Origin of the sequence: Hydrogenophaga sp. (assembly GCF_031426985.1) — a bacterium.
Taxonomy (GTDB): Bacteria; Pseudomonadota; Gammaproteobacteria; order Burkholderiales; family Burkholderiaceae_C; genus Hydrogenophaga.
In genome coordinates, this window is sequence record NZ_JASJOY010000177.1 from 14874 (window position 1) to 31909 (window position 17036).

16 protein-coding genes and 1 pseudogene are annotated in these 17036 nt (G+C 66.6%); 7 read left to right on the top strand and 10 right to left on the bottom strand.

All coding sequences use genetic code 11. The features are described 5' to 3' along the window. Window positions 1-39 precede the first annotated feature (39 nt). Complete coding sequence (locus RMP09_RS18830) at window positions 40-1221, bottom strand: acyl-CoA dehydrogenase family protein (RefSeq protein WP_310567510.1); 1182 nt, start codon at window positions 1219-1221, stop codon at window positions 40-42. 148 nt (window positions 1222-1369) lie between these two features. Here RMP09_RS18830 and RMP09_RS18835 point away from each other — a divergent pair, with 148 nt between their 5' ends. Further along, complete coding sequence (locus RMP09_RS18835; RefSeq protein WP_310567511.1) at window positions 1370-2296, top strand: LysR family transcriptional regulator; 927 nt, start codon at window positions 1370-1372, stop codon at window positions 2294-2296. A gap of 613 nt (window positions 2297-2909) precedes the next feature. Here the strand turns inward: RMP09_RS18835 and RMP09_RS18840 are convergent. The 5 genes from RMP09_RS18840 to RMP09_RS18860 all read right to left on the bottom strand — a co-directional run bounded on the left by RMP09_RS18840 (window position 2910) and on the right by RMP09_RS18860 (window position 6941). Continuing rightward, window positions 2910-3515 (bottom strand): hypothetical protein, encoded by a 606-nt coding sequence (locus RMP09_RS18840; RefSeq protein ID WP_310567512.1) that lies wholly within the window; start codon window positions 3513-3515, stop codon window positions 2910-2912. A gap of 166 nt (window positions 3516-3681) precedes the next feature. After that, a complete protein-coding gene (locus RMP09_RS18845) occupies window positions 3682-3945 on the bottom strand; it encodes a hypothetical protein (RefSeq protein WP_310567513.1) in 264 nt (87 codons plus the stop codon). A 253-nt stretch (window positions 3946-4198) separates the two neighbouring features. Further along, a complete protein-coding gene (locus RMP09_RS18850) occupies window positions 4199-6418 on the bottom strand; it encodes a copper-translocating P-type ATPase (protein WP_310567514.1) in 2220 nt (739 codons plus the stop codon). A 72-nt stretch (window positions 6419-6490) separates the two neighbouring features. Further along, window positions 6491-6727 carry an SHOCT domain-containing protein gene (locus RMP09_RS18855; RefSeq protein WP_310567515.1) on the bottom strand — a complete coding sequence of 79 codons (237 nt, stop codon included), beginning with the start codon at window positions 6725-6727 and terminating at the stop codon, window positions 6491-6493. Window positions 6728-6731: 4 nt separating this feature from the next. After that, window positions 6732-6941 carry a hypothetical protein gene (locus RMP09_RS18860; protein ID WP_310567516.1) on the bottom strand — a complete coding sequence of 70 codons (210 nt, stop codon included), beginning with the start codon at window positions 6939-6941 and terminating at the stop codon, window positions 6732-6734. Window positions 6942-7545: 604 nt separating this feature from the next. On the opposite strand from RMP09_RS18860, the gene RMP09_RS18865 reads away from it, so the two are divergent. The 3 genes from RMP09_RS18865 to RMP09_RS18875 are packed head-to-tail and all read left to right on the top strand — an operon-like array spanning window position 7546 to window position 10505. After that, window positions 7546-8121, top strand: a complete 576-nt coding sequence (locus RMP09_RS18865; protein WP_310567517.1) for a 2'-5' RNA ligase family protein — start codon at window positions 7546-7548, stop codon at window positions 8119-8121. Between the two features lie 34 nt (window positions 8122-8155). Beyond that, window positions 8156-9529, top strand: coding sequence for a tRNA adenosine(34) deaminase TadA (gene tadA, locus RMP09_RS18870; protein ID WP_310567518.1), 1374 nt, complete (start codon window positions 8156-8158; stop codon window positions 9527-9529). Between the two features lie 34 nt (window positions 9530-9563). Continuing rightward, window positions 9564-10505 (top strand): LD-carboxypeptidase, encoded by a 942-nt coding sequence (locus tag RMP09_RS18875; RefSeq protein WP_310567519.1) that lies wholly within the window; start codon window positions 9564-9566, stop codon window positions 10503-10505. A gap of 67 nt (window positions 10506-10572) precedes the next feature. On the opposite strand, the gene RMP09_RS18880 is transcribed toward RMP09_RS18875, so the two are convergent. Further along, window positions 10573-10698, bottom strand: a complete 126-nt coding sequence (locus RMP09_RS18880; RefSeq protein WP_310567549.1) for a hypothetical protein — start codon at window positions 10696-10698, stop codon at window positions 10573-10575. Between the two features lie 18 nt (window positions 10699-10716). Between RMP09_RS18880 and RMP09_RS18885 the strand changes: the two are divergent. After that, a pseudogene (locus RMP09_RS18885) lies at window positions 10717-10842 on the top strand (LD-carboxypeptidase); the annotation flags it as partial. Between the two features lie 67 nt (window positions 10843-10909). Here RMP09_RS18885 and RMP09_RS18890 read toward each other — a convergent pair. Continuing rightward, on the bottom strand, window positions 10910-11233 hold the full coding sequence (locus RMP09_RS18890; RefSeq protein ID WP_310567520.1) for a hypothetical protein: 324 nt from the start codon (window positions 11231-11233) through the stop codon (window positions 10910-10912). A 400-nt stretch (window positions 11234-11633) separates the two neighbouring features. On the opposite strand from RMP09_RS18890, the gene RMP09_RS18895 reads away from it, so the two are divergent. Further along, entirely contained in the window at window positions 11634-12578 is a 945-nt protein-coding gene (locus RMP09_RS18895) for an adenylate/guanylate cyclase domain-containing protein (protein WP_310567521.1), read from the top strand. Window positions 12579-12590: 12 nt separating this feature from the next. Continuing rightward, window positions 12591-15083 carry a penicillin acylase family protein gene (locus tag RMP09_RS18900; RefSeq protein ID WP_310567522.1) on the top strand — a complete coding sequence of 831 codons (2493 nt, stop codon included), beginning with the start codon at window positions 12591-12593 and terminating at the stop codon, window positions 15081-15083. 18 nt (window positions 15084-15101) lie between these two features. On the opposite strand, the gene RMP09_RS18905 is transcribed toward RMP09_RS18900, so the two are convergent. Together RMP09_RS18905 and RMP09_RS18910 are read right to left on the bottom strand one after the other, a co-directional pair. Beyond that, window positions 15102-15869, bottom strand: coding sequence for an ABC transporter ATP-binding protein (locus RMP09_RS18905; RefSeq protein WP_310567523.1), 768 nt, complete (start codon window positions 15867-15869; stop codon window positions 15102-15104). Between the two features lie 10 nt (window positions 15870-15879). After that, on the bottom strand, window positions 15880-17001 hold the full coding sequence (locus tag RMP09_RS18910) for a M14 family metallopeptidase (RefSeq protein WP_310567524.1): 1122 nt from the start codon (window positions 16999-17001) through the stop codon (window positions 15880-15882). Between the last annotated feature and the right edge of the window lie 35 nt (window positions 17002-17036).

Genomic DNA, 17036 nt, shown 5'->3' on the forward strand with positions numbered 1-17036 from the left:
TGGGTGAAGGAGGCGGGCCCGACGGCGCGTCAGAACGCGTCAGGCGGCTGGCGAGGCGGGCTCGAGAATGGCCTTGGCGATGGTGTTGCGCTGGATTTCGCTGGTGCCGGTGAAGACCCGGAACATGCGCAACAGGCGGAAGGTCCGTTCCACCGGGTGGCCACGGGTGACGCCCACGTTGCCGTGGATCTGCACGGCCTTGTCGGCGATCTCGAAGCAGCGCTCCGAGACGAACAGCTTGCAGGCGGCCGCCTTCATGCGCAGGTCGCCACCGGCGTCCGCCAGCATCGCGGTCTGGGCGATCATGCTTTCGCAGGCCCACAGCGCGGCGGCCATGTCGGCCAGCATGTGCTGGATGGCCTGGAAGCGCGCGATCGGCCCACCGAACTGGCGGCGCTGGCCCGCGTAGTCGAGCGACATGCGGTAGGCGCGGTCGGCCAGGCCCAGCATGCTGGGGCAGTGCAGCAGGCGGTTGACGTTGATGCGCGACATGCCCAGGGCAAAACCGCGGCCCAGGCCCCCCAGCACACACGACCGCGGCACCCGCACCTGGTCCATGACGATGTCGGCGTCGATGTGCTGGCCCGACATCGGCACGTATTCGTGCGACACGGTCACCCCCGGCAGGTCCAGATCCACCAGCACCGCGGTGATCGCGGGGGGCGTGGTTTCCGGATCGGTCACGCACATCACGATCGCGAAATCCGCGAACGGGGCGCCGCTGATGTAGTGCTTGTGGCCGGTGATGACCAGGTCGTCGCCATCGCTCACGGCGCGGGTTCGGATGCTCATCACATCCGAACCCGAATGCGGTTCGGTCAGGGCAAAGCAGGTCGAGCGTTCGCCGCGGATGACCGGCAGGAAATAGCGCTCCAGCTGCTCGGGCGTGGCGTGCTTGAGCATGTTGCCCACCCGCGGCGGCCCGCCCAGATCCCCCAGCACGTGGGGGGCCAGCGCACAGCCGCTGGCGGCGAGGTCGGCCTTGAGCGCGCATTGCTCCAGGATGCCCAGCCCTTTGCCGCCCAGAGCCTGCGGCAGGCAGGCCGCGTAGTAGCCCAGCGCCGCCGAACGGCGCCACACCTTGCGCAGCACCTCGACCGGCAAGGGGGACTCGGCGTCCAGCCCCAGCTCGCGCTCCATGGGCCGCAGCTCTTCGTCCACAAAGCGCTGAATGCCTTGGCGGATCGCCACGAACGGCGGATCCTGCAATTGTTCGAACATCTTGTCTCCTGTGGTTCTGGCGGCCGGTGGCCTGGTTCGCCGGCCCCGCGATGCCTGTCCCGGTGCGGGTCTGAGGGCCAATGTAGGACGGCCCAATCATTCCTACAATAAAACGGTTTTCATAAAGTCATAACCAAAGGGAATCCCAATGGACACACGGGACATGGGCTACGTGCTGGCGGTTCAGGAGCACGGCGGTATCGGCCGCGCGGCCGACGCACTGGGCATCAGCCAGCCGGCGCTTTCCAAGGCGATCCAGCGGGTGGAAGCCACGGCAGGGCTGCCGCTGTTCGAACGCAGCCCCAGCGGCATGGCGACCACCCACGCCGGCGCCGTCTTCATCGCGCGGGCCAGGCGCATCCAGCTGGAGTTCGACGACGCGATGAAAGAGATGCGGGGCCTTCGTGGCGGCGAGCTGGGCTTGCTGCGCGTCGGCAGCTCACCCTCGGTCGCCTCGGACCTGATCGTGAAGACCTGCCGCCAGCTGCTGAGCGAGCGACCGGTGGCCCGCCTGCAACTGAGCCGGCGCTTTGCGAGGGACCTGCTGGAGATGGTCGCCAACAACCAGCTCGACCTGGCGGTGGTCCCATTGCCCCCGGTGGACCTGGGCACCTTCCGGGTCCAGCGGCTGTTCGATGATCGGCTGGCCGTCATGGCGGATGAAGACCACCCGCTGCAGAAAAAACGGAACCTGCGCCTGGACGCCTTGGTTGACCAGCAGTGGCTGCTGCCGGGATCGCAGTTCGCCATTCGCCAGCAGCTCGAAAGCGCGTTCGTCAGCAAGGGGCTGCCCGCGCCCAGCTTGCGGGTGGAGGTGGACTTCGGCGGCGCGCTCACCTTCGACCTGATCCGCGGCAGCCGGCTGCTGACCTTGGCCGGCACCGACACGGCGGGCATCACCGACGGCTTTCGCGCCCTGGACATCCGCGAAGGCGAACTGGACCTGCGGCGCCACGTGGGCGTGGTGACCCGCGCGCATGGCTACGTCTCACCGTTGGCCGACCGGTTGATGGTGCTGCTCTCAACGCAGTCGGGCACGCCTGCGACCGAGGCATCCTCTCAGCAACGTCGCTAGGGGCCGCCATGGTGCTCATCCTGAGGGAGCTTTCCGGCGTGCCGAGCAGTCACCCGGGGGCGTGGATCTGAGAATGGCTGGTTGATGCCCTCGTGAACGCTCGGGTATCCGGTTCGAGTAACGGCCCCCCAGCCTTCACCAAACCTTGATCACGCCAAGTGAACCGCTGTTCCTGGCCGGGTTGAGGCGGATGGTCAACCAGCCGAAAGCGGTCGCTGGGTTTGGGGCAACAGTCGCTCAGTTCATGCCCTCTCGACCTGCCGTAGACGCCGCGGACGGTCGATGGGCACCGGAAGTTTTGACTCCGTCACAGCAGAGGACCATACCGCCATTGGACGGGGCCGGCGATGCCGTCAAAACTGCCAAGCCGGGCACCGGTCGCGTGGCAAGCTCCAAATCTCGACACTTCATGACCAGTAGCAACAAAAAGGAGTTGCTTTGTGCAATCCTTTCCTGACCGTTGTTCGCCTTTGCAGCCGCAATTTTCTGGAATGCGGTCTGGCGCCATCTGGAAATTTGTCGAAAAAATCTTTTCGAAACAAGTGGCTGTATTCAATTGATCGATTCGTCATTTGGAAAATCGATCCGCGGCAAACGCAACTGCGATGCGCTGTCAGCTGGTGTGTTGCGGGCCAGCGTCGTCGGATTCCACGCCGTCAAAACGGCTCCACAGCGCCGTTTTGAACCACTCTGGCATGTATTCACTCTTCATCTCCAGCTCGTGGCCGCCCGTGGCTTCTGCCACCCACAGCCGCTCGTGCCCGGAGTTGTCAAACAGGTACGCGCGGTCGGCGCATTCCACCGCGCTCAGCAGCAGCGCCAGCGAGCCGTGGTAGCGCGAAACGATCTTGTCTTCTGCCACCGGGTGTCCGCCTGAGGCCACGCGCTGACGCACTCGCTCGATATTGATCACCGGGTCTTCCGTGGCCACGTAGTACAGGTAGGTGCGAAAACCCTGCGCCCGGGCTTTGCACAGGAAGTCCACCTTGTCGGGCGACGGCATCACCGTTTTAAACGTGAACGACAGGCCTGCAGCCAGCAATTGGTGTCGCATGAAATCCGACAACACCGAAGCCCAGTACGAGTCCACCGCCACCGGACCAAACACCAGGCGTTGGTCTTGGAAGGCCAGCAGATCCACCTGAGCCAGCAGATTCGCTTTGGCTAGCAGCCGCGACGCTTTCAGGAAACCGAACAGGATCTCGTGGGTCGTCGTCAAAGAAAAATCCGCCAGCGACAGAAAGCCGTCGCGGCGGATGCTTTTTTCAATCTCGTCGGGGTTGATGTAGATCCCAAGCCATCGTCAGGGATCACTTCCTTGATGGTGCTTTTGCCTGAGCCGTTGGGACCGGCAAACATGCGCGGCCGTGGGGCGGGCGCGCTCATCAGTCGGTGATGGGGGCGCTGTCGTTGCTGGTGGTGCGGCGAACGCGCTTGAGCCCCACGGTGACCCGTGTCGGCGTGGGCAGGGATTTCAGCACGCGGCGCTGTCCCTCGACCGTGAACTCCACCAGCTCACCGTTCACCGCCTCGATCACCCGACCGTGGCTGGTGAGGGCCTGGGCATAGGCCTTGCGGATGGCGCCACTGGCCAGCGCGGGAATACCGACTTCCAGGTTCAGCATGGCGGCTTCGCTGAGGATTCTCATGGGCATAGCTCCTGAATCGGTGTATGGGTCATCCTACCCAATCGCCGTCGATTCGGCTGGTGTCGGCTGATACACCCAGACAGGCTTCAATGAAGGCGATACCGTCAGATCCCATGACGGTATCTCGGCCCCGCGACAAGGAGCCGATCGGTGGCCACGCTCGTGGACCGAGATGCGGCGGCCCAGGCGCCGGTGTCGATGCACCCTGGCGGTTCCTATGCCCACCCACAAACCGTGGGCCAGTTGTCCGCAGTCAATGCTGCCCTTGTGGCACCCCCGGTCGAATGCGGACCGCACGCAGACGCAATGCGTTGCCGATGACCGAGACCGAACTCAGGCTCATGGCCAGCGCGGCGATCATCGGTGAGAGCAACCAGCCGGTGAGCGAATACAGAAGACCCGCTGCCAGCGGAATGCCCAGCGCGTTGTACACAAAAGCGAATGTCAGGTTCTGCTTCATGTTGGCCACGGTGGCCACCGAGAGGTCGCGCGCGGTGGCGATGCCGCGCAGGTCCCCCTTCACCAGGGTGAGCTGGGCGCTGTTCATGGCCACGTCGGTGCCGGTCCCCATGGCGATGCCGACATCGGCGCGAGCCAGCGCCGGCGCGTCGTTGATGCCGTCGCCCGCCATCGCCACCACGCGGCCTTCGGCCTGGAGTTGTTCGACCAGCTGGAGTTTGTCGGCGGGCTTGACCTCCCCATGCACCTCGTCGATGCCCAGGCGCTGGCCCACGGCGCGCGCGGTGGTCAGGCCGTCGCCGGTGGCCATCACCACGCGGATATTGGCCTGGCGCAGCGAGGCCAGGGCATCGGCCGTGGTGGCCTTGATCGGGTCCGACACCGCCAGCAGTCCGGCCAGTTTCCGGCCCACCGCCAGGTGCATGACGCTGGCCCCCTGACCACGCAGGGCTTCAGCCTCGGTGGCCAGCGGCGACACGTCCACACCGAGCTGCTGCATCAGTGCGGTGTTGCCCAGCGCCAGTGACCGCGAACCCACGACACCTTTCACGCCGATGCCTGATTCGGAGTCGAACTGCTCGGGCTTGTCCAGCACCAGCCCCCGGGCCTTGGCCGCCGCCACGATGGCAGCGGCCAGCGGGTGTTCGCTGCCCTGGTCGAGGCTGGCCGCCAGTCGAAGCACCTCGTCCTCGGGGTAGCCCGCGAAGCCCACCGCCCGCTCGAAGCTCGGCCGCCCTTCGGTCAGGGTGCCGGTCTTGTCCACGATCAGCGTGTCCACTTTGCGCAGGTTCTCGATGGCAGCGGCGTCGCGGAACAACACGCCGAGCGTGGCACCGCGACCGGTCGCGACCATGATCGACATCGGCGTCGCCAGCCCCAGGGCACAGGGGCAGGCGATGATCAGCACGGCCACGGCGTTGATCAGTGCATACACCCAGCTGGGCTCGGGCCCGAACAGGCCCCAGCCCAGGAACGTGAGCAGCGCGATGCCCACCACAGCGACCACGAAGTAGCCCGCCACCTGGTCGGCCATGCGCTGCATGGGGGCGCGCGAGCGCTGCGCCAGGGCCACCATCTGCACGATCTGCGACAGCACGGTGGCCGAGCCCACGTGTTCGGCGCGCATCACCAGCGCGCCGCTGGTGTTGAGCGTGGCGCCGATCAGCTTATCGCCCACCCGCTTGGTGACGGGCAGCGGTTCGCCGGTGAGCATGGATTCGTCGAGTGCGCTGCTGCCCTCGACCACCGTGCCGTCCACCGGCACCTTCTCGCCGGGTCGCACGCGCAGCAGATCGCCCACGTGCACGTGGCCCAGCGGCACGTCCTCCTCCTGGCCGTCGGCCCCGATGCGGCGAGCGGTCTTGGGCGCCAGGCCCAGCAGCGAGCGGATCGCGGCCGACGTCTGTGAGCGGGCCTTGAGTTCCAGCAACTGCCCCAGCAGGGTGAGCGAGATGATCACCGCAGCCGCTTCGTAGTACACCGCCACGCGCCCCATGGAAACAAACGAATCGGGGAAGACCTGCGGAGCCACCGTGGCCACCGCGCTGTACACAAAGGCCGCACCGGTGCCCAGAGCGATCAGGGTCCACATGTTGGGACTGCGGTTCAAGACGGACTGTGCGCCGCGCACGAAGAAAGGCCAGCCGGCCCACAGCACGATCGGCACCGTGAGCATCAGTTCGATCCAGCTCTGCTCCGCCATGTCGAACCAACCCAGGCTGTGGCCAGCCATGGCCAGCACGGTGACGACCACGGTGAGCGGGAGGGTCCACCAGAAGCGGCGCTGGAAGTCTTTGAGTTCGGGGTTCTCCAGCTTCTCCAGCTCGGGCAGCAAGGGCTCCAGCGTCATGCCGCATTTGGGGCAGTTGCCGGGGTGGTCCTGGCGCACCTCGGGGTGCATGGGGCAGGTGTAGACGGTGTCTGACGCCAGGGGCGTCAAGGTCGCAGGGGCCTCGCTCGACGCAGCGTCCCTGGTGCCCGGCGAACGCGCATGGTGGTGATGGGAATGCTCCATGGTCTGCGGCTTTTCCGTTGCGGGTGGGGGTCATGACACTTTCATGGCCCCCACGGCCTTCTTCGGTCGCGCTCAGTGCTTGCCAGCGTCCCGGTCCAGCAGCGCCTTCGCCTGCTCATAGGCTTCGGGGGTGATTTCGCCCTTTGCCAGTCGCCGCTGCAGCAGATCGTGTGGGGACTCACGTTCCGACCGCCGAGAGCGTCGCTGCGGAGACCAAACCGCGTAGACCACGGCGATCATCAGGATCAGCCAGAACAACCACCAGAAGGTGTGCATGCCCCCCATGAAGTACCCATGATCAAAAAACATGACATCACCTCCGGGTTCGGTTGGGCGCTGCGACAGGCGCGCGCTGCATCAGCACAGTCATCATGCGCTGCATCACGTCCACGCCTGCCTGCATGGTCTTCATGTGCTCGGCTGCCGTGGTGGCCGCGGCCGGCTGGGCGCGCAGCGGTTGCATGGGGGCTACGTGCTGCTGCATGCCTTGTTGCATCTGCGTCATCGACAGGCCCGTGGGCATGCCGGCTTGAGGCGTGATCGGTTGGGTGGAGGCCGTTGCGAAAGAGGGGGCCGATGCGGCAGCCGGAGGGTGCTGGATGTGCTCAGCGTCCTGCTGCGCTGAAGCAGAGAGGGCACACCGGTGACGAGCACCGTCAAAAGGGTCCGGATGCCTTGGGACATTTCGATCTCCTTTCATGCCTGAACGGAGGCGGAGTTGCCATGTGGGCACTCTAGGCATTGGCTGGGTACGGCAAGATGACCCGAAGATGACAAATAAGTCAGCATCAGCGCGGCATGGACTGGTTGGCCTGGGGTCGGTCTCGTCGTGATGGGCTGGGAACGTGTGTGGGCCAGTTTTGCTTGGCGCATCCCGGCGTACCGCCGTCGGGCTCTGTGGGCTGCGCCTGCACCCCGTAACGGGTCCCGGCCTTCCGGGTTCGATCCCTTGACGACTACGACCGGAGGCACGCCCTTCGGGCTGCGCGCGCGCACATGGCGCAGCAGGTGGTTGGCGATGTGCACGCCGGCCCACTTGCCGTTGCCGTCGGTCGCATCAATACTGTTCAAAACAACAGTATTCGTGCAAAATCGGTCCACGCAGTCACCACCCGAGGAGGTGTTGCATGGGGCCTCGCCACGATCTGTATCTGATGCTGCACCCGCCACCCGCGGTCGCCGAGGTGATCGTTCAGCTGCAGCTGCAGCTGAACCGCTCGTACCGCGGTCCTTCCAAACCCATGGCCGCGGAGCGGCTGCACGCCACACTGGTGCCGCTGGGGTCCTACGCGCCGGGCATCCCTCCTGACATCCTGCAACGGGTCCGAAACGCCGGGGCGCTGCTGGACGAGGCGCCGTTCCGGGTGTGTTTCGACACCCTGCAGTCGCGCGGACCACACAGCAGGGTCGGTACCGTCGAGCTGGCCGGGCACGGCGCCGGTGTGCTGCCGCTGTTCCGTCTGCGCCGCCAGCTGGTCGATGGCCTGCTCCGGGTCGGATGGCCCGGGGAACTGATCCGGAGCGCCTTTTACCCGCACATCACCGTGGACTACCAGCATGAACCCGTCGGTATTCGGCGCATCGAGCCCCTGGTGTGGGACGTGACCGAGGTGCTCCTGGTCGACAGCCTCTATGGCCAGGGACACCACGACCTGCTGGCCCGCTGGCCCTTGCAGAACCTTCAGCCGTCGCTGTTCGACTGAAGGCCCACCCCAGCGGGTGCGGGACAATGGCGCCATGAACGATGCCGACTACATGGGGCTGGCCCTGAAAGAAGCCCAGGCGGCACATGCCGCAGGCGAGGTGCCGGTCGGCGCCGTGGTGGTGCATCAGGGGCGGGTGGTGGGGGTCGGGCGCAACGCACCGATCGCCGCACACGACCCGACCGCCCACGCCGAAATCGTCGCCCTGCGGGCGGCAGCCCAGGCCCTGGGCAACTACCGGCTGGACGATTGCGAGCTCTATGTGACGCTGGAGCCCTGTGCCATGTGCAGCGGCGCGATGCTGCATGCGCGCATCCGGCGGGTGGTTTTCGGCGCCAGCGACCCCAAAACGGGGGCCGCTGGCTCGGTGGTCAACCTGTTCGACCAGCCGCAGTTGAACCACCAGACGCAGGTGCAGGGCGGTGTGCGGGCGCAGGAAAGCGGTGCGTTGCTCAGCGATTTTTTCAAGGCGCGGCGCGACCACCAACGCCGCGAGGCGCACCCTTTGCGCGACGACGCGCTGCGCACGCCTGATCGGCACTTCCAGGACCTGCCGGGGTACCCGTGGGCGCCCCGCTACCTGAGCGATCTGCCATCGCTCGATGGGCTGCGCCTGCACCACCTGGACGAGGGCCCCGAGGATGCGCCGCGCACCTGGCTGTGTCTGCACGGCAATCCGGCCTGGAGCTACCTCTACCGCAAGATGGTTCCGGCCTTTCTGGCGGCTGGGGACCGCGTGGTCGCGCCCGATCTGATCGGCTTTGGCAAGAGCGACAAACCCAAGAAAGATCACTGGCACAGCTTCAGCCGACACCGCCAGGTGTTGCTCGAATTCGTCGAGCGCCTGGACCTGCGCAACGTGGTGCTGGTGGTGCAGGACTGGGGCGGCCTGCTGGGCCTGACGCTGCCCATGGCCGCCCCGCAGCGCTACCGCGGCTTGCTGGTGATGAACACGATGCTGGCGACGGGCGACGTGCCGCTGTCGGCGGGCTTTCTGGACTGGCGCGAGATGTGCGCGAAGAAGCCGGACTACGACGTCGCGCGCCTGCTGGCGCGTGGCAACCCGCAGCTCAGCGCGGCCGAATGTGCGGCCTACGCCGCACCGTTCCCTGACCGCGGGCACCGCGCCGCCCTGCGCGCCTTTCCCGCCCTGGTGCCCGAACACGCCGACGACGATGGCGCCGAGGTGTCACGGCAGGCGCGCGATTTCTGGCGCCGCGACTGGCAAGGGCAGTGCCTCATGGCCGTCGGTCAGCAGGACCCCGTGCTGGGCGACGCGGTGATGCAGGGCCTGCGCGCCGACATCCGTGGCGGCGTTGATCTCGTCCAGCTGCCCCAGGCCGGCCATTTCGTACCGGAGCAGAGCGAGGACATCGCGCACCGGGCCTGCGCTTTTTTTGCGCGATGATCGCGCCACCGCATCCGCACCATTCCTCACATCCATGAGCCACATCTACATCTATTCCCCCTCCAGCGCCGTGCGCGACAAAGCCGCCTTTCGACGTGGCGTCAAGCGCTTGCAGCAGCTGGGGCACGAGGTGGAAATCGACGAGGCGGCGCTGGCCAGCCACATGCGTTTCGCGGGCGACGACAGCACCCGCATCGCTGCCGTGGGCCGGGCCGCCGCCAGCGGCGCCGACATTGCGCTGATCTCGCGCGGCGGCTACGGGCTCACGCGCATCCTGCCGGACCTGCCCTACAAACAGATCGCCAAGGCCATTACCAAAGGCACGCAGTTCGTGGGCTTGAGCGACTTCACCGCCCTGCAGTGCGCGCTGCTGGCCAAGACCGGTGCCGTCAGCTGGGCCGGGCCGGCACTGGGCGAAGACTTTGGCACCGAGGACACGCCCGATGACATCATGGAAGCGTGTTTCGACGACCTCGTCTGCGGCCAGGGCGAGGGCTCGGGCTGGCAACTGCCCAAGTCCGATCTGCCGGCCCTGGCGGCACGCCGCAGCGCTGCGGCCGAAGGACAAGCCTCGCTCAAGGTGGGCAACGCCACGCTGTGGGGCGGCAACCTCACGGTGTTGAGCTCGCTGGTCGGCACGCCCTGGCTGCCGCGCGTCAAGGGCGGCGTGTTGTTCCTCGAAGATGTGAACGAGCACCCGTACCGCATCGAACGCCAGCTGACCCAGTTGCTGCACGCCGGCATCCTGGGTGAACAGAAAGCGGTGCTGCTCGGCTCGTTCAACCGCTACCAGCTCGGGCCGCACGACAAGGGCTTCAAGCTGCAGACGGTGGTGGACTGGCTGCGCAGCCAGACCCGCACACCGGTGCTGACCGGCCTGCCGTTCGGCCACGTGCCCACCAAGGTGCTGTTGCCGGTCGGACACCAGGTGGATCTGCTGGTGCAGGACCGCGACGCCTTGCTGTTCTGGGGCTGAGCGCCCCAAAAAACAAACAGCCGCATAAAGGCGGCTGTTGGAGGAGGGCAGAGGCGCGGGGGGCTGCTCAGCGGCGCATGCGGCACGAGTCCATCATGCTCTTGGGCAGCAGGCCTTGAAACACCGGCGACAGGCGGATCACCGTGTCCACCGCCTTGGCTTCGCCGTGCAGGCTGCTGAGCACCGCCACCATGTCGGACCGTGCGTACGCCAGACCCGCACACCGGTGCTGACCGGCCTGCCGTTCGGCCACGTGCCCACCAAGGTGCTGTTGCCGGTCGGACACCAGGTGGATCTGCTGGTGCAGGACCGCGACGCCTTGCTGTTCTGGGGCTGAGCGCCCCAAAAAACAAACAGCCGCATAAAGGCGGCTGTTGGAGGAGGGCAGAGGCGCGGGGGGCTGCTCAGCGGCGCATGCGGCACGAGTCCATCATGCTCTTGGGCAGCAGGCCTTGAAACACCGGCGACAGGCGGATCACCGTGTCCACCGCCTTGGCTTCGCCGTGCAGGCTGCTGAGCACCGCCACCATGTCGGACCGTGCGTACCACAGGGCGTGAACGTCGTGCAGGTACATCAGGCGGTGCTTGAGCCGGGGGTTCATTTCGGCCCCTTTTTCGCCCAGCGCGGCGAGCATGGCCTGGCGAACCGGCTCCAGGGCTTCCGGGGAATCCCGGCGCACCTCGGAGCCCAGCAAGGCAGAGATGGTGTTGCGCAATCCAGGTTTCATCCAACGCATGACGAACGCCTCAACGACTGTAGGAATAGTGATGTGAAGAATACGGGGAGGAGCACCGCACGCGCAACCGTGTTTGTATGACCCACGTCAAAAAAACAACTGCCAAATCATGCGTTTACTGGTTTTCCTTGAGGGAGTACCTGATGTTTCTTAGAACCTTTGCATGTCGGGCCGACCGAAACCGTGGTCTTTGGGGGCAGGACCCGGGTGCCCAAGCAGGGCCGGAAGGTTTCATCGATGGAATACAGGGGGGGATCGGGCGCATTCCCTACAAAGGCCTTTGTCACGACGTGCTAAAAGTCACAACGTGATGGCGAAAGCCGAGCGGCGCAAGGGCGCTCAACTACGCTCGGTCGCTGTGATGTAATGAAATCATTCCTACCGATTGCCCATGGCTGAACTGACGATTGCTTTTGTGGATTTGACCGGCAGCGTGTCCGTGTTCGAAACACTGGGCAATGACCGTGCCACACAGGCGGTCACCAAGCTGACGCAGTGGATCGGTGCCACCGGCCAGGAGCACGGGGGCAAGGTTGTCAAGATGCTGGGCGACGGCGTGTTGCTGTCCTTCACCAACAACCGCCACGCCGTGGAGGCGATGACCCAGATCCAGCAAGAGCATTCGCAACGTGTGGCGCAGTGGCCCAACCGCCTCAAGCTGCTGATGCAGATCGGCATGGCGCGCGGCCAGGTGGTGCAAATCGACGGCGACTGTTTCGGTGATGCGGTGAACGTCGCCTCGCGCCTGAGCGATCTGGCCGGGCCCGAGCAGATCCTGGCCACCGACACCGTGGTCCGCAAGCTCGGCGCCCGCAGCGGCGTGCGCAGCCGCAGCCTGGGCCCCATGCGCATCAAAGGCCGGGTGGAGCCCTGCGAGGTGTTTCGCATCGAATGGCAGAAGGAAATGCTGTCCGAATTCCTCACCCTGCCGGCCGATCTGCATGCCCTGCGCAAGACCACCGAATCGGTGTTCGGTGGCATCGAACTCGGATGGTTGGACGCCAATCACGCGTTCAGCCTGACCGACCTGCCGCTGAAGATTGGTCGCGTGCCCGAGGCCGACTTTGTGGTGAGCGATCCACGCGTCTCGCGCATGCACGCCAGCATCGACATCCGCTCGGGCAACTACGTGCTCGAAGACACCAGCAGCTACGGCACCTGGGTGCGCTTTGCGGGCGGCGACAACGTGATCGCCCTGCGCCGGCAGGAGTGTTTGCTGCACAGCGACGGTGAGATCGCCATGGGCGCGCCGTTCAACGACTACAGCGCGCCCACCGTGGTCTTCCGGCTGGTGGACGGCAGCATGGTGCTGGGCCACGGCCCGCTGTTTGCCTGATCGCGGACGGGCATGAAACGCTGGCTGAGCCGTTCCCTCTGGGCATTGCTCGCGGTGCTGCTGGTGGCCGCCGCCGCGCTCGCCTGGTACGCGCGCCAGAGCCTGCCCCAGACCGATGGCGAACTGCGTCTGCCCGGCCTGCGGGCTGCTGTGGAGGTGCAACGCGACGCCAGTGATGTGACCCACATCCAGGCCAAAGACCCGAGGGACGTCTGGATGGCCATGGGCTATGTGCATGCCCAGGAACGCGGCTGGCAGCTGGAGTTCAATCGCCGCATCATGCGCGGCACGCTCTCCGAACTGCTAGGCCCCGCCACGCTGGACACCGACCGATTGATGCGCACCCTGGGCATTCGCGAAGCCGCGCAGCGCCAGGTGGCGCGCCTGCCGCAGGAGGCGCAGGCCGCCCTGCAGGCCTACAGCGATGGGGTCAACGCCTTTTTTGCCCAGAGCGACCAGGCGCTTTCGCCCGAGTTCCTGCTGATGCGCACCGACCCGCGCGAACCGGCCCGCGCCGGGCGCTACTGGGACCCGGCCGACAGCGCGGGTTGGGCGCTCATGATGGCGCTGGACCTGGGTGGCAACTGGGGCAACGAAGTGGCGCGCCTGTCGGCCCTGCAGGTGCTCGACACGCAGCAGCTGTGGCAGCTGTTTCCGCCCTACCCGGGCGAGCCCCCCGCATCGGCCACCGACCTGGCCCGCCTGTACCGTGAGCTGGACGTGTACCGGCCGCAAGCCTCCAAACTTTCCGACGCGGGGGAGGGCGACCATGGTGCCGTGGCCAGTGGCCTGGCGACCGACGTGGTGGCCTGGACTCAGGAGCTGGGCAACATCGAAGGCAAGGGTTCGAACAACTGGGTGGTGGACGGCTCGCGCAGCAAGAGCGGCAAACCGCTGCTGGCCAACGACCCGCACCTGGGTCTGAGCGCACCGGCCATCTGGTACTTCGCGCGCCTGCAGGCGCCCGATGCGGGCGGCATCAAGGGCATGGACGTGATCGGCGCCACGCTGCCGGGCACGCCGTTTGTGGTGCTGGGGCGCACGGCCGGCGTGGCCTGGGGTTTCACCAACACCGGGCCGGATGTGCAGGACCTGTACCTGGAGCAGATCCACCCGGACCAGGCGAACCAGTACCGGGTGCCGGCGCCCGACGGGCAGGTCGCCTGGGCGCCGTTCGAGACCCGGGTCGAGACCATCCGCGTCAAAGGCCAAGCCGATGTGCAGCACACCGTGCGTCGCAGCCGCCACGGGCCGCTCATCAGCGACGTGCCGGGCCGCACGCGCGACCTGATCGACACCGGCCGTTACGCCCTGGCCCTGCGCTGGACCGCGCTGGAAGAAAACGACAGCAACGTGCAGGCCACCCTGGCGTCCAACCGGGCGCAGTCGGTGGCCGATCTGTTGGCGGCGTACCGTGACTTCCACGCGCCGATGCAGAACGTGCTGATGGCCGACCGCAGCGGTCGCATCGCCTACAAGGCCGTTGGCCGGGTGCCGGTGCGGGGACCGCAGCACGACATCCGCGGCATTGCCCCGGCACCGGGCTGGGACGCACGTTACGACTGGACCGGCTGGCTTCCCTACGACGACACGCCGCACGACGATGGCGCCAAAGGCTGGATCGCCACCGCCAACCAGCGCATCCACGCGGCCGATTACCCGCATTTCCTCACCCAGGACTGGGCGCCGTCCTACCGGCAGCAGCGCATCGAGGCCTTGCTGGCGCAGACGCCGCAACACGACGTCGACTCGTTCAAGACCATGCACGCCGATCGGCAGTCGGCCGCCACGGTGCTGCTGCTGCCGCACCTGCAACAGACGCGCTCCGACCACGCGCTGGCCCCGGCGGCCATGGCCGCACTGAAAGGTTTTGGCGGTGACATGACGGCGGACAGCGCGGCGCCGCTGATCTTCACCGCCTGGGTCGACGAGTTCACGCGTGGCGTGATCGGCGGTCGGCTGGGGCGGGAACGTTTTGAGGGCCTGTACGGCAAACGGCTGTTCCGCAACGCGGTGGAGGGCATCCTGGCCCGCGACGACCAGGGCTGGTGCGGGGCCGATGGCTGTGCCGCGGCCAGCACCGCCGCGCTGGGCCGTGCGCTGGACAAGCTCTCGCAGATGCAGGGTGCCGATGTGAGCGCGTGGCGCTGGGGCGTGTCTCACCAGGCCTATTCGGTGCACAAGCCACTGGGCAACGTGCCTGCGCTGGCACAGCTGTTCGATGTGCGCCGCCCCACCGGCGGCGACCCGTTCACCGTGAACGTGGGCCAGTACCACCTGGACAAGGCTGACGCCCCCTACGCCAACCGCCATGCGGCCAGCCTGCGCACCATCTACGATCTGGCCGACCCGGAGCAATCGCGCTTCATCTACCAGACGGGGCAGAGTGGCAACGTGTTTTCAGGCCGCTACCGCGACATGGCCGACGAGTGGGCCGCCGTGCAGTACCGGCCGTTGCAACTGGCACCCAACGCCTGGACCAGCCGCCTGACGCTCAAGCCCTGAGCGCAGGCCGGCCGCTTATTACTTGAGGTTGCCCGAGAGGAACTGCGACAGGCGTTCGCTCTTCGGTTTGGCCAGCACTTCGCGGGGCACGCCCTGTTCTTCGATGCAGCCCTGATGCAGAAAGATCAGGTGGTTGGACACCTCACGGGCAAAGCCCATTTCGTGCGTGACCACCACCATGGTGCGGCCTTCTTCGGCCAGGGTGCGCATCACGCGCAGCACCTCGGTCACCAGTTCGGGGTCGAGCGCGCTGGTCGGTTCGTCGAACAGCATCACCTCGGGTTCCATGGACAGGGCGCGTGCAATGGCCACGCGCTGCTGCTGGCCACCCGACATGTGGGCGGGGTACTTGCCCTCGACGTTGCGCAGACCGACCTTGTCCAGGTACTTGCGTGCGGTCGCGATGGCCTCGTCCTTGCCCTTGCCGAGCACGTGCATCGGCGCTTCGATGATGTTTTCGAGCACCGTCAGGTGCGACCAGAGGTTGAAGTGCTGGAACACCATGGCCAGCTTGGCGCGGGCGCGCTGCAGCTGCTTGTCGTCGGCGGCCTTGAGCATGCCGTCCTTGGCGGTGACCAGTTGCAGTTCTTCGCCGGCCACGATGATGCGGCCTTGTTGTGGCCGCTCCAGCAGGTTCATGCAGCGCAGGAAGGTGGATTTGCCCGAACCGGACGAACCGATGATGCTGATGACGTCACCCGCTTTGGCGGTCAGCGAAATGCCCTTGAGCACTTCGTGCGAGCCATAGCTTTTGCGGATGTCGAGGGCTTCGAGTTTGGTGGTCATGGGCGGATTTTCAGGGGCTGAGCAGGTTGCCCGAACGGATGGGGACGGCGCCGGCCACGCGGCAGACTTCCATGCCGGTGGTGGCCCAGCGCAGGTTGTGGCGGGCGTAGATCACGCCGTCGGTGCGGGTGGTGATGGGGGTGCGGCGCTGGTTCAGCGGGTCGACGATGTGGGCCAGCACGTCACCGGCTTTCACCACGTCGCCCACCTGGCGGTGGAACACGACCACGCCGGAGTGGGGCGCATGCATGTCGTCGGTGGCGGCCAGGGGCGTGGCGGCGCACAAAGCCGGCGGCAGGGCAGGGGCGGGGCCGGCCAGCACACCGCGCTCGCGCAGGTAGTTCACGATCGCCTGGGCGTCCTGCGCCGCGAGTTCGTCGGACACCTCGGTCTGGCTGCGCAGTTCCACCGTGGTGCTGGCACAGGCCAGCGGGATGGGTGCACGGTCCTTGAAATGCTCCTGCAGGCGCCACCACGGCCCCGACAAGGCTTCGTCGAACGAGATGAGCGGGCCAGACCCCCGAGCCCACAGCAGCGCACGGGCGCCGAGGTAACGTGCCAGAGGCTCGATCTGGTCGACCATCGGCTGCTCGACGTACAGGTGCATCACGGCCTCGAAGTCGCAATGCAGGTCCAGCACCAGGTCGGCGTCGTGCGACAGCGTCATCAACACCTGGCGCTGGCTCTGCAGCTCGGTGGTGGGCGTCTGGGCGTCCAGCGCCTGGCGCATGGCAGCGCGGATCAGGCGCTTGTTGGTGTCGGCATCGGGGCCCAGCTGGTCGGCCACCACGTCCTTGACGAGCTTGAAAAAGTCCGGGTAGTGGCGGTTGAAGTTCTCCATCGCGCCCAGCTCGAAGCGACCGATCTGGTGGTGCATCACGGTCTGCGACAGGCCGATGGGGTTGGCCATGGGCACCAGCACCACCTCGCCCAGCAGTTCGCCGCGGGCCTCGGCCGCGTCGAGAAGCCCGCGCAGGTGGTCGGCCACCAGCATGCCGGGCAGCTCGTCGGCGTGCAGGCTGGCCTGGATGTAAACCTTGCGGCCAGCGCCGGCGCGGCCGAAATGCCAGCTCACCAGCTGGCGTTGCGTGCCCAGCGATGGCGAGAGGAGGGGGTGCAGTTGCTGTTGCATCGTGAACGGTGGGCGCAGGGCAGGGCCTGCGCCTC